The sequence below is a fragment of the Rhodococcus koreensis genome (assembly GCF_017068375.1).
In the GTDB taxonomy this organism is placed as follows: Bacteria; Actinomycetota; Actinomycetes; order Mycobacteriales; family Mycobacteriaceae; genus Rhodococcus_F; species Rhodococcus_F koreensis.
Genome location: NZ_CP070609.1, coordinates 954,722 through 974,742, shown reverse-complemented (window position 1 = coordinate 974,742; position 20,021 = coordinate 954,722). Strand labels below are relative to the sequence as shown.

19 protein-coding genes are annotated in these 20,021 nt (G+C 69.1%); 13 read left to right on the top strand and 6 right to left on the bottom strand.

Annotated elements, in window-relative coordinates:
• Positions 1-6 precede the first annotated feature (6 nt).
• The 7 genes from JWS14_RS04410 (at position 7) to JWS14_RS04380 (ending at position 8,061) form a co-directional block, all read left to right on the top strand.
• Positions 7-999, top strand: coding sequence for a helix-turn-helix transcriptional regulator (locus JWS14_RS04410; protein ID WP_143051464.1), 993 nt, complete (start codon positions 7-9; stop codon positions 997-999).
• Positions 996-1,976 (top strand): helix-turn-helix transcriptional regulator, encoded by a 981-nt coding sequence (locus tag JWS14_RS04405; protein ID WP_206012600.1) that lies wholly within the window; start codon positions 996-998, stop codon positions 1,974-1,976. The genes JWS14_RS04410 and JWS14_RS04405 overlap by 4 nt, the downstream gene beginning before the upstream one ends.
• Positions 1,973-3,037 carry a 2-dehydropantoate 2-reductase gene (locus tag JWS14_RS04400; protein WP_206012599.1) on the top strand — a complete coding sequence of 355 codons (1,065 nt, stop codon included), beginning with the start codon at positions 1,973-1,975 and terminating at the stop codon, positions 3,035-3,037. The genes JWS14_RS04405 and JWS14_RS04400 overlap by 4 nt, the downstream gene beginning before the upstream one ends.
• A gap of 72 nt (positions 3,038-3,109) precedes the next feature.
• Positions 3,110-3,406, top strand: coding sequence for a Sec-independent protein translocase subunit TatA (tatA, locus tag JWS14_RS04395; RefSeq protein WP_072941710.1), 297 nt, complete (start codon positions 3,110-3,112; stop codon positions 3,404-3,406).
• 71 nt (positions 3,407-3,477) lie between these two features.
• Positions 3,478-4,518 carry a twin-arginine translocase subunit TatC gene (gene tatC / locus JWS14_RS04390; RefSeq protein ID WP_095863685.1) on the top strand — a complete coding sequence of 347 codons (1,041 nt, stop codon included), beginning with the start codon at positions 3,478-3,480 and terminating at the stop codon, positions 4,516-4,518.
• An 18-nt stretch (positions 4,519-4,536) separates the two neighbouring features.
• A complete protein-coding gene (locus JWS14_RS04385) occupies positions 4,537-7,272 on the top strand; it encodes a DEAD/DEAH box helicase (RefSeq protein WP_206015924.1) in 2,736 nt (911 codons plus the stop codon).
• Positions 7,273-7,374: 102 nt separating this feature from the next.
• Positions 7,375-8,061 carry a DUF4333 domain-containing protein gene (locus JWS14_RS04380; RefSeq protein ID WP_072941705.1) on the top strand — a complete coding sequence of 229 codons (687 nt, stop codon included), beginning with the start codon at positions 7,375-7,377 and terminating at the stop codon, positions 8,059-8,061.
• A 19-nt stretch (positions 8,062-8,080) separates the two neighbouring features.
• Here the strand turns inward: JWS14_RS04380 and JWS14_RS04375 are convergent, their stop codons facing one another.
• Entirely contained in the window at positions 8,081-9,037 is a 957-nt protein-coding gene (locus JWS14_RS04375) for a 5'-3' exonuclease (RefSeq protein WP_072941702.1), read from the bottom strand.
• Positions 9,038-9,073: 36 nt separating this feature from the next.
• Here JWS14_RS04375 and JWS14_RS04370 point away from each other — a divergent pair, with 36 nt between their 5' ends.
• Positions 9,074-10,213, top strand: a complete 1,140-nt coding sequence (locus JWS14_RS04370; protein WP_206012598.1) for a M24 family metallopeptidase — start codon at positions 9,074-9,076, stop codon at positions 10,211-10,213.
• A gap of 128 nt (positions 10,214-10,341) precedes the next feature.
• Positions 10,342-11,100, top strand: coding sequence for a polyprenol monophosphomannose synthase (locus JWS14_RS04365; protein ID WP_072941699.1), 759 nt, complete (start codon positions 10,342-10,344; stop codon positions 11,098-11,100).
• On the opposite strand, the gene JWS14_RS04360 is transcribed toward JWS14_RS04365, so the two are convergent.
• The gene (locus JWS14_RS04360) at positions 11,060-11,473 is read right to left on the bottom strand and encodes a TIGR03618 family F420-dependent PPOX class oxidoreductase (RefSeq protein ID WP_206012597.1); all 414 of its coding nucleotides are present in this window, start codon (positions 11,471-11,473) and stop codon (positions 11,060-11,062) included. The two genes, JWS14_RS04365 and JWS14_RS04360, sit on opposite strands and share 41 nt — an antisense overlap.
• Positions 11,474-11,503: 30 nt before the next feature.
• On the opposite strand from JWS14_RS04360, the gene JWS14_RS04355 reads away from it, so the two are divergent.
• The 4 genes from JWS14_RS04355 to JWS14_RS04340 are packed head-to-tail and all read left to right on the top strand — an operon-like array spanning position 11,504 to position 15,004.
• On the top strand, positions 11,504-12,277 hold the full coding sequence (locus JWS14_RS04355) for a decaprenylphospho-beta-D-erythro-pentofuranosid-2-ulose 2-reductase (protein ID WP_206012596.1): 774 nt from the start codon (positions 11,504-11,506) through the stop codon (positions 12,275-12,277).
• Positions 12,274-13,509 carry a precorrin-6y C5,15-methyltransferase (decarboxylating) subunit CbiE gene (gene cbiE / locus JWS14_RS04350; protein ID WP_206012595.1) on the top strand — a complete coding sequence of 412 codons (1,236 nt, stop codon included), beginning with the start codon at positions 12,274-12,276 and terminating at the stop codon, positions 13,507-13,509. Before JWS14_RS04355 ends, cbiE begins: the two co-directional genes overlap by 4 nt.
• Positions 13,506-14,255 (top strand): precorrin-4 C(11)-methyltransferase, encoded by a 750-nt coding sequence (gene cobM, locus JWS14_RS04345; RefSeq protein WP_206012594.1) that lies wholly within the window; start codon positions 13,506-13,508, stop codon positions 14,253-14,255. The genes cbiE and cobM overlap by 4 nt, the downstream gene beginning before the upstream one ends.
• Before the next feature lie 2 nt (positions 14,256-14,257).
• Entirely contained in the window at positions 14,258-15,004 is a 747-nt protein-coding gene (locus tag JWS14_RS04340; protein ID WP_206012593.1) for a cobalt-precorrin-6A reductase, read from the top strand.
• Positions 15,005-15,018: 14 nt separating this feature from the next.
• On the opposite strand, the gene JWS14_RS04335 is transcribed toward JWS14_RS04340, so the two are convergent.
• The 4 genes from JWS14_RS04335 to JWS14_RS04320 all read right to left on the bottom strand — a co-directional run bounded on the left by JWS14_RS04335 (position 15,019) and on the right by JWS14_RS04320 (position 20,018).
• Positions 15,019-15,456: a cupin domain-containing protein gene (locus JWS14_RS04335; protein ID WP_095863693.1), complete on the bottom strand. Its 438-nt coding sequence runs from the start codon at positions 15,454-15,456 to the stop codon at positions 15,019-15,021.
• A 228-nt stretch (positions 15,457-15,684) separates the two neighbouring features.
• Entirely contained in the window at positions 15,685-17,427 is a 1,743-nt protein-coding gene (locus JWS14_RS04330; protein ID WP_072941685.1) for a flavin-containing monooxygenase, read from the bottom strand.
• 30 nt (positions 17,428-17,457) lie between these two features.
• A complete protein-coding gene (locus JWS14_RS04325; RefSeq protein ID WP_072941682.1) occupies positions 17,458-18,519 on the bottom strand; it encodes an SDR family oxidoreductase in 1,062 nt (353 codons plus the stop codon).
• Positions 18,516-20,018 (bottom strand): NAD-dependent succinate-semialdehyde dehydrogenase, encoded by a 1,503-nt coding sequence (locus JWS14_RS04320; RefSeq protein WP_083395836.1) that lies wholly within the window; start codon positions 20,016-20,018, stop codon positions 18,516-18,518. The genes JWS14_RS04325 and JWS14_RS04320 overlap by 4 nt, the downstream gene beginning before the upstream one ends.
• Positions 20,019-20,021 lie beyond the last annotated feature (3 nt).

Sequence of the window (20,021 nt, the reverse complement as noted above, 5' to 3'; positions counted from 1 at the left end):
CCGGGCGTGCCGACTTCCAAGATCGAGCGCTTGATGAACCTGGTGATCTGTTTGCTGTCCACCAGACAGTTCCTCACCGCCGAGAAGATTCGCGAGAGCGTTGCCGGGTACGCCGACTCCGCCAGCGACGAGGCGTTCAGCCGCATGTTCGAACGCGACAAGAACGAGTTGCGGGATCTCGGTGTTCCGCTCGAGACCGGGCAGGCGTCGCGGTTCTCGACGGTCGAGGGCTACCGGATCAACCGCAATGCGTACGAGCTCCCCGACATCGACCTCAGCCAGGAGGAGTCGGCGGCCGTCGCGGTGGCCGTTCAGCTGTGGGAGTCGCCGGAGTTGACGTCCGCGGCGCAGGGGGCGCTGCTCAAGCTGCGTGCGGCGGGTGTGCAGGTCGATCCGGATTCGGCGGCCACCCCGATCACGGCGGTGCCCGCCCGCACCCGCGGCTCCGAACCGGCGCTCGGCAAGCTGCTGGCGGCGGTCGACGCCGGCCGCGCCGTGCACTTCCCGCACCGCGGGGCTCTCAACGAGCCGTACACCGAACGCACCGTGGAACCGTGGGGTGTCGTCACCGCCCACGGCCGGTGGTACCTCGTCGGTCACGACGTCGACCGGGGAGCCGTCCGGACGTTCCGGCTGTCGCGGATCGGCGACGACGTGACGGAGTTCGGACCGTCGGGGGTCGTCCACAAACCCGCGGGCGTCGACCTCAGGGACATCGTCGACCGGGTCACCGGTTCGGGTGAGGTCACCGGCACCGCCACCGTGTGGGTGGCCGAGGGCCGAGCCCAGGAACTGCGCCGACTGGCGACCACCGCGGAGGAGAAGCGGGTGAACGAGCGCAGCGGCACCGTGCTCCGGATCCCCGTCCACTCCCGGGACTGGATCGCGCGGCTGGTCGCGGGTCACGGGGCGGACGCCCTGGTCCTCGATCCGCCGGAACTACGACACGATGTGCTGACCAAGCTGAAGGACGCCGCAGGGGAAGGGGGGACGTCGTGAGCAACAGGCTGTCGTCGCGACTGTCCCGGCTCCTCAACCTGGTGCCGTATTTCATCGCGAACCCCGGGATGAGCGCCGCCGAGGCCGCCGCCGAACTGGGCCTCACCACCACACAGCTGATGTCCGACCTCAACCAGTTGTGGGTGTGCGGGCTGCCCGGCTACGGTCCCGGTGACCTCATCGACCTGTCGTTCTCCGAGGAGAGCATCGAGGTGACGTTCTCGGCGGGCATCGACCGTCCGCTGCGGTTGACGTCCACCGAGGCGACCGCCCTGCTGATTGCCCTGCGTTCGCTGGTGGAGTTGCCGGGCATGGTCGACCCGTCCGCCGCGCACAGTGCGATCGCGAAGATCGAGAACGCCGCGGGCACCGCGGCGGCCCGTGCGGCGGTGACGCCGGCGTCCGAGCGGGACGCGGTGGAGGACGTGCCGGAAGATCCCATCGCCGCCGCGGTGCGATCCGCACTCCATCGCCGGCGGGCCCTCCACTTGACGTACTACTCGGCGTCCCGGGACCGGGTCACCGAGCGCACTGTGGACCCGGTGCGGATCGTGCTGGTCGACAATCACAGCTATCTGCAGGCGTGGTGCCGGCAGGCCGAGGGGGTCCGGCTGTTCCGCCTCGACCGGATCGACGCCGCCACCGAACTGGACGAGCCGTCCACCCCGCCGGCGCAGGCGCTCGTGCGAGACTCCAACCTGGAGTTGTTCAGCGGCGACGCATCCCTTCCCCAGGCACGGTTGCACATCCGCGCCGACTGTGTGTGGGTGCTCGACTACTACCCGATGGATGTCGCCACGGTCGCCGCCGACGGTTCGGTCGAGGCGACCATGAGTTACGGGGCGCTGGAGTGGATGGCCCGGCTCGTGCTCGGGTTCGGTTCCGGAATCACCGTGCTCGAACCACCCGCTCTGGTCGACGAGGTGCGCCGCCGGGCCGTGGAGGCGCTGTCCGCGTACGAGGCTGTCGAGGCATGACCGGCGCCGCGCGTCCGCTGCGGATCAGTGTGTTCGGGGCGGGCAGCATCGGGTGCTATCTCGGGGGCCGGCTCGCCGCAGCCGGCGCCGAGGTGACCCTGATCGGCCGGGAGCGGGTCGGGACCGAGATCCGTGACCACGGGTTGCGGCTGACGGACCTGCACGGATCGGACATCCGCGTCGGTGCCCCCGACATCGCCTTCGACACCGGGGCCGCGTCGGCGGCCACCGCCGATCTCGTCGTCGTGTCGGTGAAGTCGGCGGGGACACCGGAGGCGGGTGCCACACTCGCGTCGGCGATCGGCCCCGGCACCGTCGTGGTCAGCGCCCAGAACGGGCTGGGCAACGCGGACACCCTGCGCGCCGCACTCCCGGAGCAGGTCGTTCTCGCGGCGATGGTGCCGTTCAACGTGGTGCACCGCGCCGACGGGCACTTTCACCAGGGTTCCGAGGGCGACCTCGAGATCGAGCAGCATCCGGCGGTGCGCGCATTCGCGCCGGTGTTCGACGACGCCGGACTGCCGCTGCACGCCCATGAGGACTTCCGTTCGGTGCAGTGGGCGAAGCTGCTGCTCAACCTGAACAACCCGGTCAACGCCCTGTCCGGTCTGCCGCTCCGCGAGGAGTTGTCGCGGCGGCCGTTCCGCCGGGCTCTCGCCTTGGCGCAGCGGGAAGCCCTCGCACTGCTGGCCGCCCGCGGTATCGCTGTCGCCAAGCTCACACCGCTGCCGCCGCAGTGGATTCCCCGGTTGCTGACCGTCCCGGACGGAGTGTTCCGGGTGGCGGGTAGTCGGATGCTGGCCATCGACCCGCACGCGCGGTCGTCGATGTGGGACGACCTCGAGGCGGGCAGGCGCACCGAAGTGGACTGGATCAGTGGGGAGATCGTGCGCATGGCGGAGGCGTCGGGGACGGCCGCGCCGGTGAACGCGAGGCTGGTCGCACTGATCCGCGAGGCCGAGGCGGGCGGGAACCGGCAGTGGTCCGGGGACGCTTTGCTCGCCGATCTGCGCTCACAGCGGGGACCCAGGAAACCGGCAGGGAAACGGCAGCGCAACTAGCCGGTTTCGACCGAACCGGTGCCGTGTATGTCCGGTAGCATCAGGGTCACCTGATCTTTTGGAGGTTTCATCATGGGAGCCATGAGCCCCTGGCACTGGGCCATCGTCGCGCTGGTCGTCGTCATCCTGTTCGGTTCCAAGAAGCTGCCCGACGCGGCTCGTGGACTCGGCCGTTCGCTCCGCATCTTCAAGAGCGAGGTCAAGGAGATGCAGAACGACAACAGCACGCCGGCGCCCACCGCGCAGAGTGCGCCCCCCGCGCAGAGCGCGCCCGCCGAGCTGCCCGTGGCGGACACCACCACCGCACCGGTCACTCCTCCGGCGCCGGTGCAGCCGCAGTCGCAGCACACCGAGCCCAAGTCGGCGTAGCCCGAGCCGCCTGACAACCGGGGTGACTCTTCACCCCGGTTGACTGCTGACCAAGACTAGGGCGAACAACAGTGCGAATTCCGTTCGATCCGCGCCACAGCAAGCGGAGGACCAACCCCGACGGCACGATGTCGTTGGTCGATCACCTCTACGAGCTGCGCACGCGACTGCTCCTGTCGGTGCTGGCCATCGTGGTCACCACCGCGGTGGGCTTCTTCTGGTACTCCCACGAGATCTTCGGCATCGAGAGTCTCGGCGAACTCCTGCGTGGGCCGTACTGTTCGCTGCCGGAGTCGAGTCGCGCCGACCTGAGCCACGACGGGTCGTGCCGACTCCTCGCGACCGGACCGTTCGAGCAGTTCATGCTCCGCTTCAAAGTCGCGTTCACGGCGGGCGTCGTCCTCGCCTGCCCCATCTGGCTGTACCAGCTGTGGGCGTTCATCACCCCCGGCTTGTACGCGAAGGAACGCCGCTACGCGATCGGCTTCGTGGTGTCCGGCGCGGCGCTGTTCATGGCCGGCGCCGTTCTGGCGTACGTGGTCGTCGCGAAGGCCCTGCATTTCCTGCTGACGATCGGCGACAACGTCCAGATCACCGCACTCGGCGGCGCGGAGTACTTCGGGTTCATCATCAACCTGCTGATCATCTTCGGCGTCAGCTTCGAGATCCCGCTGCTCATCGTCGCCCTGAACTTCGTCGGCATCCTGTCCTACGCGAAGCTCAAGGCGTGGCGCCGCGGCCTGATCTTCGCCCTCTTCGTGTTCGCCGCGATCGCCACACCCGGTCAGGACCCGTTCTCGATGCTCGCGCTCGCGTTCGCGTTGACGCTGCTGTTCGAGATCGCCGTGCAGATCGCCCGCGTCAACGACCGCCGCAAGGCTCGTCGCACGGAGCAGGAGTGGGGTGCCCTCGACGACGACGAGGCGTCGACGATCGCGGCGCCGTCGGACCTGAACGAGTCGTTCGACGTGGCCGCCACCGCGGTCCCCGAGCCCGCGGGCCGGTTCCGTCGTTCCCGCAAGTCCGGGAAGTCCGGTGCTGCGAACAAGAACGACGACGCGAGCACGACCGGCAGCAACACACCGGGTCAGGACTTCTCCGACACCCTGTGACAATCTGACGGGGTGGCAGTGACAACAGGTGACAGGACCGGCGGCACCGAACTCGATGTGTTCTCGGCGCAGCTCGGTTTCGTGCTCGACCCCTTCCAGATCAACGCCTGCCGCGCGCTCGAGGGCGGCCACGGCGTCCTCGTCTGCGCCCCGACCGGCGCGGGAAAGACGGTGGTCGGCGAATTCGCCGTGCACCTGGCGCTCGCGGCCGGTCGCAAGTGCTTCTACACCACACCGATCAAGGCGCTGAGCAATCAGAAGTACGCGGAACTGGTGCGACGCTACGGCAAGGACACCGTCGGGCTGCTGACCGGAGATTCGAGCATCAACTCGGACGCCCCGGTGGTCGTGATGACCACCGAGGTGTTGCGGAACATGCTGTACGCCGATTCCGCCGCGCTGCGCGGGTTGTCGCACGTCGTCATGGACGAGGTGCACTTCCTGGCCGACCGGTTCCGTGGGGCGGTGTGGGAAGAGGTGATCCTGCACCTGTCCGAGGACGTCCGGCTCGTCAGTCTGTCGGCGACCGTCAGCAACGCCGAGGAGTTCGGTGCGTGGATGGAGACGGTGCGCGGCGACACCACCGTGGTGGTCGACGAGAACCGCCCGATCCCGCTGTGGCAGCACATCATGGTCGGAAAGCGGCTGTTCGACCTGTTCGACACGAGGGCGCGCAGCGGGGACGTCCGCAAGGATCTGGTGGTCGACCAGGATCTGGTGCGTCACGTCAAGCAGCGGCAGGCCCTCGAACGGGCCGACTCGTGGGAGTCGCGGGGCAGGGGACGACGCGGCGGCGGCCGCGGGTACTCCAGCGATTTCCGGCCGCTGCCTCGGCCGGAAGTGATCTCCCGCCTCGACGACGAGGGGCTCCTCCCGGCGATCACGTTCATCTTCAGCCGGGCCGGGTGCGACGCCGCGCTGGCCCAGTGCCTGCGATCCCGACTCGATCTGACGACGCCGGAGCAGGTCGCCGAGATCCGGACCATCGTCGACGCCCACACCGGCGAACTGCCGAAGGCCGATCTGGAGGTCCTCGGGTACTGGGAATGGCGCAAGGCGCTCGAACGTGGCCTCGCCGCGCACCACGCGGGGATGTTGCCCGCGTTCCGGCAGACGGTAGAGGAGTTGTTCGTCAAGGGACTGGTCCGGGCCGTGTTCGCCACCGAGACGCTGGCGCTCGGCATCAACATGCCCGCCCGCACCGTCGTCCTCGAACGCCTCGTCAAGTACAACGGCGAGGCCCACGCCGAACTCACCCCGGGGGAGTACACCCAGCTCACGGGCCGGGCGGGACGTCGCGGCATCGACGTCGAGGGTCACGCGGTGGTCCTGTGGCAGCCCGGGGTGGAACCGGTGGACGTCGCCGGGCTGGCGTCCACCCGCACGTTCCCGCTGCGCAGTTCGTTCCGTCCCGGCTACAACATGACTATCAACCTGGTCGACCGCATGGGTGCGGCGGAATCGCGGGCCCTGCTCGAGCGGTCGTTCGCCCAGTTCCAGGCCGACCGGTCGGTGGTCGGCCTGACGCGCGGCATCGAACGCAACGAGGCCGCGCTCACCACGCTCAGCGAACGGCTCGGCGGCGAGGACGGCGAGTACTTCGAGTACGCGCGGCTGCGGGAGGAACTGAGCAGCCGGGAACGATCGCTCGAACGCGCAGGCCGGACCGAACGCCGGGACGCCGCCGTCGCGTCGCTCGTCGCCCTGCGGCGCGGCGACGTGATCGCGATCCCCGTGGGACGGCACTCCGGTCTGGCGGTGGTGCTGGAACCGGACCGGGATCCGACGGACCCGAAGCCGTTGATCCTCACCGAGGCGAAGTGGGCGGGCCGGGTGTCGGCGGGCGACTTCCCCGAGCCGGCACGGTCTTTGGGATCGATGCGGTTGCCGCGACGCTTCGATCACCACACGGCCCGGGTGCGACGCGATCTGGCATCGGCGTTGCGCAGCACCGGAATCGTCGCCCCGGGCCGGCGGAAGCGGAAGAAGTCGGGTGCGGCCGGAGACGACGCCGAGATCGCGCGGCTGCGGCGCGCGATCCGGCAGCATCCGTGCCACAGCTGGCCCGACCGCGAGCAGCTGAGCCGGATCGGTGAGCGCTACAACCGGCTGGCCCGCGAGACGGAGACGATGCGGCAGAAGGTCGCCGCCACGACGAACTCGTTGGCGCGCACGTTCGATCGGATCCTGTCGCTGCTCGCCGAGCGCGACTACGTCTCGGCGGGTGAGCACCCCGATGCCACCGAGCACGGCACCCGGTTGAGCCGGATCTATTGCGAGAGCGACCTCTTGGTGGCCGAGTGCCTCAGGCAGGGTGTGTGGAAGGGGCTCGGGCCCGCGGAACTCGCCGCCGTCGCGTCCGCCGTGATCTTCGAATCGCGCCGCGAGGGGGACACGGTCGAGAGCGGCGGTCCGGGAGCGCTGCGGCACGCCCTCGACGAGACCGTGCGGGTGTGGCGGGAACTGCGGGCGGACGAGATTCGGCACAAGCTGCCGCCCACCCGTGAACCGGACTTCGGCTTCGCCGCCGCGATCTACCACTGGGCCAGCGACAATTCGCTCGTCGAGGCGCTGATCGCGGCGGGAGACCAGGGGCGCGCGCTGTCCGCCGGCGACTTCGTGCGGTGGTGCCGACAGGTGATCGACCTCCTCGAGCAGGTCCGTTCGACGTCGCCCGATCCGGAGGTCGGCAAGGCGGCGAGTCGTGCGGTCGCGGCGATCCGTCGCGGCGTCGTCGCCGTGGATGCTGCGTGACCTGACGCCGTGTGGTTGGATTCGCACGCCGTCCGAGGGCCCGAATCCGATGGTGGGGCGTTACGGTAGGTACAAAACTTGACACGTGAGCGGGAGGCGACGATGAGCGGCCCTTACGGACCGAACGACCCGAACGGGCAATGGGCCCAGGGACAGCAACCGGGCCAGGGTAATCCTGACCAGACCGGCGGCCAGTACGGCGCGCCGCAGTACGGTCAGCAGCCGCCCGCCCAGCCGTGGGGTCAGCAACCGGGTCAGCCTCAGCAGCCCGGGCAGCCGCAGTGGGGTCAGCAGCCCGGACAGCCGCAGTGGGGTCAGCAGCCGCAGCCCGGTCAGCTCGGACAGCCGGGTCCGGGGCAGTGGGGCCAGCAGCCTCAGCAGCCCGGGCAGCCGCAGTGGGGTCAGCAACCGGGTCAGCCGCAGCAGTGGGGGCCGGCCCCCGGCCAGCAGCAGTGGGGTCAGCCTCCGTCCTCGGGGAAATCGAAGCTGCCGTTGATCATCGGCGGTGTGGTGGCACTGCTGGTGATCGTGGGTATCGCTCTGGTGCTGGCGTTCACGGTGTTCGGCACGGACACTCTCGATCAGAAGGCGGCGGAGGACGGTGTCGAGCGCATCGTCACCGATTCGTACGGCGCCGAGAACGTGTCCGGTGTCACCTGCCCCTCGGGTCAGGAAGTGAAGAAGGGCAACAGTTTCACGTGCAGCCTCACCGTCGACGGTGAGAAGAAGCAGGTCACTCTCACCTTCACCGACGACAAGGGCACGTATGAGGTGAGCCGCCCCAGCTAGGCGGCGGCCCACCCGGCCGTCACGGAACCCGTGCGGCGGCCACCTTTTTCATCGCCGTCGTGAGGCGTCCCACGGAGTTCTCGATTCCGAGTTCGTCCGCCAGCCTGCCGAGCCGGTCCGCGTCGACCGGTTCGGCGGGCAGCGTGTCTTCGCGGGACAGTTCGACGTCCGCGTCGCGCACGACCCGCACCACCGGCAGCGCCGCGTCGAGATAGTCGGCCGCGGCGGCGAACTTCGCGCGCGCACCCTTCGCCATGTCCGATTCGGGATCGACGGCCGCGGCCCGCAGTGCGGCGAGCGATCCGTATTGCATGATCAGGCTGGACGCGGTTTTCTCGCCGATGCCCTTCACGCCCGGCAGTCCGTCGGACGAGTCGCCGCGCAGCAGCGCGAGTTCGGCGTAGGCCTCGCCGGCCCGATCGGTGGGCACCCCGTACTTGGCCGCCACTTCTTCGGGCCCGAGCAACTCTGCCTTGGCGAGTCCGCGCACCACGTACAGCACCCGCACGGGCACCGGGTCGTCCGTGACGACCTGCAGGAGGTCGCGGTCGCCGGTGACGACGACGACCGGGTCGCTGGTCTCGGTGGCGGCGAGGGTGCCGAGAACGTCGTCGGCTTCGAGGCCTTCCGCGCCCGCGGTCGCGATTCCGGTGGCGGCCAGGACATCCAGGATCATCGGGACCTGTGGCGACAGGGTGTCGGGGACCTCTTCCTCCGCCCCGCCGGTGTCCTCGGCCACCCGGTGCGCCTTGTAGGTGGGCACCGCTTCGACGCGGAACGCGGGCCGCCAGTCCAGGTCGAGGCACACCGCGAGCCGGGACGGCTGGTGCTTGGTGATCAGTGCGGCCACCATGTCGGTGAATCCGCGCACTGCGTTGACGGATCGACCGTCAGGTGAGGTGATCGAGTCGGGTAGCGCGTAGTACGCGCGAAACCACAGGCTGGCACCGTCGAGGAGAAGCAGAGGCCCTGTCATGACCCTCATCCTGCCAAACCGGTTTAGCCTGAAGCCATGAGTTCCCTCGGCGCATCGACTTCACGCTTCCCGACGACCATCTATGCCGACCGGATCGCGCGCGCAGGCGCCCTGGCCCGCGATGCCGGACTCGACGGCCTCCTCATCACGCCCGGACCCGATCTGCGGTATCTGCTGGGTTCGCGCGCGGAGTCGTTCGAACGGCTCACCTGCCTGGTGATTCCGGCGACCGGCGACACCGCGTCCGTGGTCGTGCCGCGGCTCGAACTGGCCGCGCTGACCGAATCCGCCACGTCCGAACTGGGTCTGACGGTCCGCGACTGGGTGGACGGGGTCGACCCGTACGCGCTGGTGTCGGGTCTGCTGCCGTCTCCTGCGCGGACCGCCGTCACGGATGCGATGCCGGCGCTGCACCTGATTCCGCTGTCCGAGGCGCTCGGGGCGCTGCCGGTCCTGGCCACCGAGGTGCTGCGGGAGCTGCGGATGGTCAAGGACGACGCGGAGATCGACGCGTTGCGCCGGGCCGGTCAGGCCATCGACCGGGTCCACGCCCGGATGGGAGAGTTCCTGAAGGTCGGCCGCACCGAGGCCGCGGTGGCGGCGGACATCACGGCGGCGATCCTCGACGAGGGGCACACCGAGGCGGCGTTCGTCATCGTCGGCTCGGGACCGCACGGCGCCGACCCGCACCACGAGGTGTCCGAGCGGGTCGTCGAGTCGGGTGACGTCGTGGTCATCGACATCGGCGGACCCGTCGAACCCGGTTACAACTCCGACTCCACCCGCACCTACAGCATGGGTGAACCCGATCCGGGTGTGGCCGAGAAGTTCGCGGTGCTCGAGCAGGCGCAGGCGGCGGCGGTCGCCCTGGTGCGGCCCGGCGTCACCGCCGAGGCGGTCGACGCGGCCGCCAGGGACCTGCTGGCCGCGCAGGGGCTCGCCGAGGTGTTCGTGCACCGGACCGGGCACGGAATCGGTCTGTCGGTGCACGAGGAGCCGTACATCGTCTCGGGTAACGCGATCGAACTGACCGAGGGGATGGCCTTCAGTGTGGAACCGGGAATCTACTTCCGCGGGGAGTGGGGTGCCCGCATCGAGGACATCGTCATCGTGACCGCCGACGGCTGTGAGCCGGTTAACACCCGGCCGCACGGGTTGACGGTTCTCCCGGGCTGAGTACGCCGCGGGAACCGGGAGTGTGCGGGGCGGTGCGGCGCGGGTAGTAACATCTCCCATTTGTTCACGACCGCACTCGCCGCTGCACGTCCGCGGAGAGTCGGGATCACAGATCAACCGAAGGTGTCATGGAAAGCGTCGCCCCGAAGGTAACCGTCGTCGTCCCGACCTACAACGAACGCGACAACCTGCCCAAGATCGTCGAGCTTCTCGCGGCGTTGGCCATCCCGAACCTGCACGTGCTGGTCGTCGACGACAACTCGCCGGACGGCACCGGTGAGGTCGCCGACACGCTCGCGCAGAGCGGTCCGATCCCGGTCGGTGTGCTGCACCGGACCGTGAAGGACGGCCTCGGGCGGGCCTACGTTGCCGGCATGACGCGGGCGCTGTCCGAGGGCGCGGACATCGTGATCCAGATGGACGCCGACCTGTCGCACCCCACCGAGGCCATCCCGCGGATGGTGGAGACGCTGACGACGACGGATGCGGCCGTCGTGCTCGGCTCCCGCTACGTGGCGGGCGGCGCGGTCGCCAGCGACTGGCCCTGGCACCGCAAGGCGCTGTCGGCGTGGGCGAACTTCTACGTCAACGCGATCCTGCGGTTGCGGGTCAAGGACGCCACCGCCGGGTTCAAGGCGTGGCACGCGGACACGCTGCGGGCCATCGACGTCGAGGGTGTGCAGAGCAACGGGTACGCGTTCCAGGTGGAGATGAACTACCGGGTGGTGCAACGCGGCATGACGATCGCCGAGGTCCCGATCCGGTTCGAGGAACGCACCGACGGCGTGTCCAAGATGAGTCTCGCGGTGCAGCTCGAGTCGGCGCGGGTCCCGTGGAAGCTGCGGTTCAGTCGTGACGCAGCGCAGCCGAGCCGAGTACGCGGCTGACGGCGATCTCCACGACCACCCGTGTCGGGTTCACCCGGGGCTGGCGGTACCTCGCGGCGTAGCGGGCCACGGCGTCGGCGACGGATTCGGGGTCGGTGAGGACCCGGGCGGGACCTTCGAGCGTCATCCAGCGCGGTCCGTCCACCTGGCTGACCGCGCCGTACCCTCCGCGTTCGGCGTTGAGGGCCTTCTGCGAGGAGCCGTTGGTGATGACCCGTGCCAGCCCGTGCTCCTGATCCCAGGTGAAGCCGACGGCGACGACGTGCGGGGTGCCGTTCTTGCGGAGCGTGGTGAGCGTACCGAGGTGGTATTCGCCGAGGAAGGCGAGCGCCGCGTCGGGCAGGCGGATCGGGGTGTAGGGGGTGCGGTCCATCCCCCGACGGTAATCCAGGACACTGGACGGGTGAGCCTGGGATCGAAGAAGAACAGCGGAAAGCCCGACGACGGGGTGGTACTCCTGCTCGGTGGTCGCAGCGAGATCGGCCTCGAGATCGCCTCCCGGCTCGCGCCCGGCCGCACGATCGTCCTCGCCGCCCGCCGCAGCACCGAACTCGCCGCCGAGCGGCAGGCGCTGCTCGATGCGGGAGCGTCCGCGGTGGACTGCGTGGAATTCGACGCCGACGACCTCGACAGCCACGAGAAGCTGCTGAGATCCGTCGTCGACGCCCACGGCCCGCTGTCGGTGGCGGTGCTGGCGTTCGGCATTCTGGGCGACCAGGCGCGCGCCGAGCGGGACGCACGGCACGCCGTCGCCGTGGTCCACACCGACTACGTGGCGCAGGTCTCTGTGCTCACCCATCTCGCCACCCTGCTCCGGGAGCAGCGGTCGGGACGGATCGTGGTGTTCTCGTCCGTCGCGGGTGTGCGGGTGCGCCGCGCCAACTACGTCTACGGGTCGGCGAAGGCCGGACTGGACGGGTTCGCCTCCGGTCTGGGCGACGCCCTCCACGGCAGCGGTGTGTCCCTGCTGCTCGTGCGGCCCGGCTTCGTGATCGGCCGGATGACCGAGGGAATGTCGCCCGCGCCGATGTCGAGCACGCCGGCGCAGGTCGCGGACGCGACCGTGCGGGGCCTGCGCCGCGGCGCGAGCCGAGTGTGGGTGCCGGGACGGTTGCGACCGGTGTTCTTCGTCATGCGACTGCTGCCGCAGGCGATCTGGCGCCGGATGCCGCGATGACCGACCCGATCGTCGTCGTCGGTATCGGTGCCGACGGGTGGGACGGTCTGTCGCCGTCTGCACGGCGCGAGATCGAGGCCGCCGACGTCGTGATGGGTTCGGGGCGCCAACTCGCCCTGATTCCCGAGTCGCCTGCGCTGCGGGTGACCTGGCCGTCGCCGCTGGTCCCGGCGCTGCCCGGCCTGTTCGAGCAGCACCACAGCCGGCGGATTTGTGTGCTGGCCAGCGGAGACCCGATGTTCCACGGCATCGGCGTCACCCTCGTCGGACTCCTCGGCGCGGACCGCGTGCGGGTGATCCCGCACCCGTCCTCCGCCACCCTGGCCTGCGCCCGGCTGGGCTGGGCGGCGCACGAGACACCGGTGGTCAGTCTCGTGAACCGGCCCGTGGACACGCTCCTGCCGGCACTCGGCGATCGGACGCGACTGCTGGTGCTGAGCCGCGACGAGCACACCCCCGCGGCCGTCGCCGAACTCCTGACGGGACGGGGGTTCGGACCGTCCCGGCTCACCGTGCTCGGCGAACTGGGCGGACCCGGCGAGTCGAGACTCGACGGAACGGCGTCGGCGTGGTCATCCGTGCCGGGACCCCGGCTGAACGTGATCGCGATCGACTGCCGCGCCGAGGTAGGCGCCGTCCGGCTGACCCGGCTGCCGGGACTGCCCGACGCCGCGTTCACCGGTGACGGGCAGATGACCAAACACGAGATCCGCGCCCTGACACTGTGCGCCCTCGCACCCGCGGCGGGGGAGTCGCTGTGGGACGTAGGAGGCGGATCGGGCACCGTCGCGATCGAATGGATGCGTACTCACCCCCTCTGCCGGGCAGTGACTTTCGAGCGCAGTGCGGCACGCGTCGACCAGATCGCGTCGAACGCCGAAGCGCTCGGAGTGCCGTCCCTCGCCGTGTTCGGCGACGCACCCGCGGCATTCGACGACGTGCCCGCCGAACTGTCCGCGCCGGACGCGATCTTCATCGGCGGTGGCGTCACCCAGGACGGTCTGCTGGACGAGTGCTGGTCCCGGCTCCGGGTCGGCGGCCGGATGGTGGCCAATGCGGTGACGGCGGAATCGGAAGCGCTCCTGCTGCAGTGGTTCTCACACTGCGGTGGGCAGCTCCGCAAATTTCAGGTGTACCGAGGGGAGCCGCTCGGTGGGTTCACCGCGTGGCGGCCGCAACTGCCGGTGGCGCAGTGGTCGGTGACGAAGCAGTCGAAAGGTGTTGTGGCATGACGGTGTACTTCATCGGAGCCGGTCCCGGTGCGGCCGACCTGATCACGGTTCGCGCGCAGCGGATCATCGCCGCCAGCCCCGTCTGTCTGTACGCGGGCAGCCTCGTCCCGCAGGAACTCCTGGCGGAATGCCCCGAGGGGGCGCGGGTGATCGACACGGCGCGTCTGAGTCTCGACGAGATCGTCGCCCTGCTGATCGACGCCGACGCGGCCGGTCAGGACGTCGCGCGACTGCATTCGGGTGACCCGTCGATCTTCAGTGCCGTCGCCGAACAGGTCCGCCGGCTCGAATCCGCCGGGGTCGCATACCAGGTGGTGCCTGGGGTGCCCGCGTTCACCGCGGCGGCGGCGTCGCTGGGTCGGGAACTGACCGTTCCCGGTGTCTCGCAGTCGATTGTGCTGACCCGCGTGTCCACCCTGTCGACCGCGATGCCGGAGGGTGAGGACCTGCGTTCCCTCGGCCGTAGCGGCGCCACGATGGTGGTGCACCTGGGTGCGCACCGGATCGATCAGATCGCCGAAGAACTCACCGAGAACTACGGCCGCGACTGTCCGGCCGCTGTCGTCGCGTTCGCGTCGCGTCCCGACGAGATCGTTCTGCGCGGCACCCTGGCCACCATCGCCGAACAGGTGAAGGCGGCGGGCGTCACGAAGACCGCGGTGGTGATCGTCGGTAGAGTACTTGCTGCCGAAGGGTTTCCGGACAGCTACCTGTATTCCGCCACCCGCGAGCGCACCACCCACTGAGCGTGACGCGGATCCTGATCCTCGGCGGCACCGGGGAGGCCCGCGCGCTGGCCGCGGCACTCGCGGACGTTCCGGGTGTCGAGGCCGTGTCGTCCCTCGCCGGCCGGGTCCGTGACCCGCGCCTGCCCGTCGGTGACGTGCGGATCGGCGGGTTCGGGGGAGCCGACGGCCTCGCGGAGTGGTTGCACGCGCATCCCGTCGACGCGATCGTCGATGCGACGCACCCGTTCGCGGCGCAGATCACGAGCAACGCCGCCGACGCCGCGCACCGTCGCGGCATCCCGCTGATGGTTCTCCGTCGCCCCGAGTGGTCGCCGCGTCCGGGTGAACATTGGCACGGCGCCTCGGACCTTGCCGACGCCGCCGAACTGCTGCCCGATCTGGGAACGAGAGTCTTCCTCACCATCGGCAGGCAGGGCGTCGACGCGTTCGCGGACCTGCAGGCACTGTGGTTCCTGATCCGCGCGATCGATCCGCCCGACGTGGCGATGCCGCCGCACTCGACGCTGCTCCTGGCCCGCGGGCCGTTCGCTGTCGCCGACGAGACCGCACTGATGCGGGAGCACCGCATCGACGTCCTCGTCACCAAGAACAGCGGCGGCGGTCAGACCGACGCGAAACTGGACGCCGCACGCGCGCTGGGCGTCCCGGTACTGATGATTCGCCGTCCGCCGTTGCCGCCGGCGACGGCAACGGTGGACGACGTCGCGGGAGCCATCGCCTGGATCGGCGCTCTCACGCGACGATGACCCGGCCGGTCCGGTCAGCAGGCCGGTGCCGGCGCATCCTCGGACAGGGGCTTGCCCTCCGGTTCGGTGTAGAACGCGAGCAGGACCAGCGGTTCCGTACCCAGATTGGAACCCTCGTGGACGTGATCGCTGCCGTGGTCCTCGGTGATCGCCTGACCGGCGGTCGTCACCGCGGTCGTGCAGTCCTGCAGCGTGCGCGTCAGCACACCCGATTCGACGAAGGCGTACACCGGGCCGTCGTGGTAATGCCACCCCGTCGTGCCGCCGGGGGCGATCTCGATGCGCCGCAGCGTCAGATCCGTGCCCGCCGAACTTCCGGCGACCGCCGGAACCGTCGTCTCGAACAGAATCTGTGCGGTCACCCCCGAAGACGGCGTGGCCTGGGCGGGGGAAGCGGACAGCACCGCCGCGACGGCACAGGACAAGACGACCACACTCGATCTGAGGAGCATCGTGACGACCTCTCGGCGCGCTGGCCCTGCGCACTGCGCGCAGGCGTCCAGGGGGAGTGCATTACGGCGTGTCCAGGGTAGGGCCACGAACCGTGCGGCCGAGGGGATATCCGCGAACCGGACATCTCGAAGGCACCGGTGCTGTCGGGGAGAGTCCGCTGAGCCCGAGCAGGCGCATCGGACCCTCCCCGTCGTCGGCGCACCGATGACGTGCCCGGCCGGTCGGATTCAGCCGTTGTCGAGTTCGGTGCGGATCTGCATGGCCAGGACCTTGGAGTAGATCCGGCAGAGCTGGAAGTTGCCGGAGGAGAACCACAGTCCGGGTTGTGCCGTCCGCCTCCACGTGTTGCGGACCTCGCCCTCGTCGTCGTATCCCCAGATGGGGCCGACCGCGTCGGCGATCTCGTCGCCGAGCAGGGCGCGTACACCCTCCTGCTGGGTCTGGTATCCGGTCGCCAGGATGACGGCGTCGGCCTCGACGACGTCACCATTGGTCAAACTCAAACCGGCGGCGACGAACCCGGCCGTGTCGGCGTACTGGACCAGCCCGACCTGCCCGGAGATCAGCAGATCCGAACAGCCGACGTTGAGGTAGTAGCCGCCGCCACGGCGCATGAACTTCATCTGCTGGCCGGTGTCCTCTTCGCCGTAGTCGGTTCGGAAACCGATGCGATTGAGGGCGGCGATGAGGTCCTTGTCGAGTTCCTTCATCGTTGCCGTGATCATCTGGCTGCCGGTGTAGAGGTCGGGATAGACCGTCGCCATCGACAGGAGGTCGCAGTCCTCGAGGGTCGGTGCGGTCAGGTACGACGCATCTGCCGCCGCGGCCGAGGGGTCGACGCTCACGATGGTGGTCGAGCTGCGCTGCACCATCGTCACGTCGATACCGTGAGCATGCAGGTCCTGGGCGACATCGTGGGCGCTGTTCCCAGTTCCGATGATGACGACTCGCTGACCGGCGAAGTCGTTCGCGTCGTCGTATTCGCTCGAGTGCAGTGTGCGACCGGTGAACTGAGCAAGTCCGGGTAGCTCCGGAACGTACGGGATGCCGCTGACACCGGTCGCGATCACGACGTGCTTGGGGCGCAGGGTGCGAACGGTGCCGTCGCCGCGACGAACCCGCGCAACCCAGGACTGCGACTGTTCGTCGTAGTCTCCGCCGATGAAGGCGGTGGTACCCCAGAAGTTGATTTCCATGGCCTCGACGTACGCCTCGAACCATCCGGCGAGCTTGTCCTTGGGAACGAACTGCGGCCAGGTTGCGGGGAAAGGCATGTACGGAAGGTCGTTGAGCCACACCGCGTTGTGCAAGGTGAGGGCGTGGTATCGGGTGCGCCAGTTGTCGCCGGGACGCGCATGTGTGTCCACGACGAGCGCGTCGATGTCGAGCTGGCCGAGCCGGGCTGCGAGGGTCAGTCCCGACTGGCCACCGCCGACGATCAGTACGTCGGGGTCGCGGTTCTCGAAGGCTTGCGCGGCGACACGGCGGTCCAGCCAGTTGGGGCCACCGAACTTGGACGAGTCCGCCTGCCCGACGGGCCGGTGCTCGCCGGTGCGTTCGGGGTGGTCGGCGAGCTGGTCGAGGGTTGTGAACAGGGAGCGCACGAGCAGACCGTGTTCCGGCACGTCGACCAGCCGCGCGACCCCGACGGCGGACCCGGCGAGGGTGTCGAACTCGAAGATGACCTCCAGGCAGGGGATACCCGCCCGCTCCACGAGACGGGGAGGCGTCCGCTCTTCGGCGATGCGGATGTTCGTCGCCTTCGTGAGCTCCTGGCGGCGGAGCAACTCCGCGGGAATCTCGTCGCTGAACGTGCGCAGATCCCCGGTGAACGCGAGTACGTCGCGCCAGTAGGCCTGCGGGGCGAACACAGCGGTGGGTGCAAGTTCGGAGGCGAGGAACCGGGAGAATCCGTCGAGCCACGCCTGGGCGTCGGTTCGAAGATCGGTGTCACTGAAAGTGGTGGTCATGTTGTAGTCCTGTCGAAAAGTGTAAAGGGATTACGGAATCAGGCGAAGCGACCGGAGCTGCTCGAGGTTGGCAACGAAGCTCTCGTGGGTGTCGATGCACGCGGTGAAGCCGGCCCGGCGGATCTTGATCGTGCTCTGCACCATGTCGGACTCCATCGCGAACCATCCGTCGACGAACGGCCAGGCGGCCACCGCGGACAGCGGAAGGGGACGTAGCCGGTGCCGGGCGACTACGTCGTCCCACAGTGCGGATTTGTCCGCCATCTGCTCGGCCAGCGTCATCGGCTGCATCGGTGCGACGTCCATGCCGAAGAAGCCGGCGATGTCCGACCACAGATGCTCCCAGCGGAAGTTGTCACCGTTGGTGACGTTGAAGATCTCTCCACGTGCCGTCTCGGCCTCGAGCGCCCAGTGCACCGAAGCGCCCACGACGGCGCTGTCCGTCGCCTGGTGCAGCGCCGTCCAAGCCTTCGGGGTGCCGGGGAAGCGGAGTGGCAGACCTTGGTCTCGGCACAGGGTCGCGTAGACGCCGACACCGGTCAGCATGTTCATCGGTGATCCGATGCTCACACCCAGCACTGCATCCGGTCGGAGGACGGTCCAGGTGTACCCGTGCTGCTGGGCGTCGGCGAAGAGCAGGTCCTCCTGGTCGTTGTAGAAGATAGGTCCGAGGTGGCGGGGGTCGGTCTCCTTGGCGGGAGTCTTGTAGAAGCCGAGGTGCTCGCCATACGACTTTCCACCGCCGATCAGAACGACGTGCCGAAGTGTGGAGGATGACCCTCCGACCGCCTCGAGCACATGCCGAAGCATTGCGAGGTTCGGAGCCACGGTGGCCGCCATCGACTCACGTTCGGTGTACGCGGTGTAGACGATCGTGTCGATGTCGGAACACCCGGCGAACGCCGCCGAGGTGGCCGCGCCGTCGAGGAGATCGACCTGGATGTGGTCGGTGACTGCCGCCCCGCCCGGCAACTCGACCGGGCCGCGGCGTGCCACCGTGACCACGTCCCTGCCCTCGTCGGTCAGCGTGCGTACCACCGCGCTGCCGATCACCCCGTGGGCGCCGACGACCAGAGTCTTTCCGCCGCTCATGCGATGCCTCCGGCGCTCGTGGGTGCGGTGCCCGCGCCCAATGCGATGTACTTCGTCTCGAGGTATTCGGCGAGGCCTTCCGGGCCGCCTTCCCGCCCGTAGCCGGAATGTTTGACACCACCGAAGGGCGCCGCGGGGTTGGAGACCGTTCCCTGGTTGATGGCGACCATTCCGCTGTCGAGTTGTTCGGCGACGCGGATCGCGCGGTCCAGGTCGCGGGTGAACACGTAGGAGGCGAGCCCGTACCGGCTCGAGTTCGCGGATTCGAGGACCGCGGTTTCGTCGTCGAAGGAGATGATGGGCGCGACCGGACCGAAGATCTCGTCCTGGATGAGGAGCGCGTCGCCGGGCACATCGGTGAGGACGGTGGGCGCGAAGAAGCAGCCAGGACGGTCGAGGGCGTGCCCGCCCGTCACAACGCGTGCGCCCTTGGCGACGGCGTCGTCGACCAGCCTCTGCACCTGGCGTCGCTGCTTGTCGTCGATGAGCGGGCCGATGTCGGTGCCGGGGTCCATGCCCGGACCGATGGTCAGCGCGGAGAAGCGCTCGGCGAGTTCGGCAGCGAACTCGCCGGCGATCGAGGAATGGACGTACAGGCGGTTGGCGCTGGTGCAGGCTTCTCCGTTGTTACGCAGTTTCGCCTGTACCGCGGCGTCCACTGCCGAGCCGACGTCCGCGTCGTCGAAGACGATGAACGGGGCGTTGCCACCGAGTTCGAGCGACACGCGCAGCAACTGGTCGGCCGATTGCCGCACGAGTGACTGTCCCACCTCGGTCGAGCCGGTGAACGAGATCTTCCGCAGCCGTGGATCATTCATTGCCGCGGCCACGATTCGGTTCGAATCGGTGCTGGGCACGACGTTGACCACGCCGGCGGGAACACCGGCCTCCTCGAGGATCGACGCTGTCGCCAGCATGCTCAGCGGAGTCTGTTTCGCGGGTTTGACGATGCAGGTGCAGCCCGCCGCCAGCGCAGGGCCGATCTTGCGGGTGCCCATCGCCAGAGGAAAGTTCCACGGTGTGACGAACAGGCACGGACCGACGGGCTGGGCCATTGTGACGATCCGGCCGACTCCCGATTCGGTGACGGTATAGCGGCCGCCGATGCGCACGGCCTCCTCGGAGTACCAGCGGAGGTATTCGGCTGCGTACGTCACCTCGGCCTGCGCCTGGGCGTAGGGTTTGCCCATCTCGAGGGTGGTCAGGATGGCGAGGTAGTCGGATCGCTCGAGCATGAGCGTGTAGGCGCGGCGCAGGATGTCCGAGCGCACCCGGGGTGCGGTGCGCGCCCAGTCGCGTTGGGCGGCCGCGGCGGCGTCGACAGCGGCAGCCATGTCCGCGAGCCCGCCGTCGGCGATCTCGGCGATCACGTCGCCGGTCGCGGGATTCTCCACCGCGATGGTCTGCCCCGTGCCGGGTGATACCCACCGGCCTCCGATGAACAGTTCGGTGGGCACCTTTGCCAGTGCGGCATCGGGGTTCATGGGTTCGTAGGTCATGGT

What these genes read in the sequence shown, in the direction of transcription:
- JWS14_RS04330 (WP_072941685.1), bottom strand. Translation starts at nt 17,427, where the DNA reads ATGACCACCACTTTCAGTGACACCGATCTTCGAACCGACGCCCAGGCG.
- JWS14_RS04325 (WP_072941682.1), bottom strand. Translation starts at nt 18,519, where the DNA reads ATGAGCGGCGGAAAGACTCTGGTCGTCGGCGCCCACGGGGTGATCGGC.
- JWS14_RS04370 (WP_206012598.1), top strand. Translation starts at nt 9,074, where the DNA reads ATGAGTTCCCTCGGCGCATCGACTTCACGCTTCCCGACGACCATCTAT.
- JWS14_RS04400 (WP_206012599.1), top strand. Translation starts at nt 1,973, where the DNA reads ATGACCGGCGCCGCGCGTCCGCTGCGGATCAGTGTGTTCGGGGCGGGC.
- JWS14_RS04365 (WP_072941699.1), top strand. Translation starts at nt 10,342, where the DNA reads ATGGAAAGCGTCGCCCCGAAGGTAACCGTCGTCGTCCCGACCTACAAC.
- JWS14_RS04360 (WP_206012597.1), bottom strand. Translation starts at nt 11,473, where the DNA reads ATGGACCGCACCCCCTACACCCCGATCCGCCTGCCCGACGCGGCGCTC.
- JWS14_RS04320 (WP_083395836.1), bottom strand. Translation starts at nt 20,018, where the DNA reads ATGACCTACGAACCCATGAACCCCGATGCCGCACTGGCAAAGGTGCCC.
- JWS14_RS04335 (WP_095863693.1), bottom strand. Translation starts at nt 15,456, where the DNA reads ATGCTCCTCAGATCGAGTGTGGTCGTCTTGTCCTGTGCCGTCGCGGCG.
- JWS14_RS04375 (WP_072941702.1), bottom strand. Translation starts at nt 9,037, where the DNA reads ATGACAGGGCCTCTGCTTCTCCTCGACGGTGCCAGCCTGTGGTTTCGC.
- cbiE (WP_206012595.1), top strand. Translation starts at nt 12,274, where the DNA reads ATGACCGACCCGATCGTCGTCGTCGGTATCGGTGCCGACGGGTGGGAC.
- tatA (WP_072941710.1), top strand. Translation starts at nt 3,110, where the DNA reads ATGGGAGCCATGAGCCCCTGGCACTGGGCCATCGTCGCGCTGGTCGTC.
- cobM (WP_206012594.1), top strand. Translation starts at nt 13,506, where the DNA reads ATGACGGTGTACTTCATCGGAGCCGGTCCCGGTGCGGCCGACCTGATC.
- JWS14_RS04380 (WP_072941705.1), top strand. Translation starts at nt 7,375, where the DNA reads ATGAGCGGCCCTTACGGACCGAACGACCCGAACGGGCAATGGGCCCAG.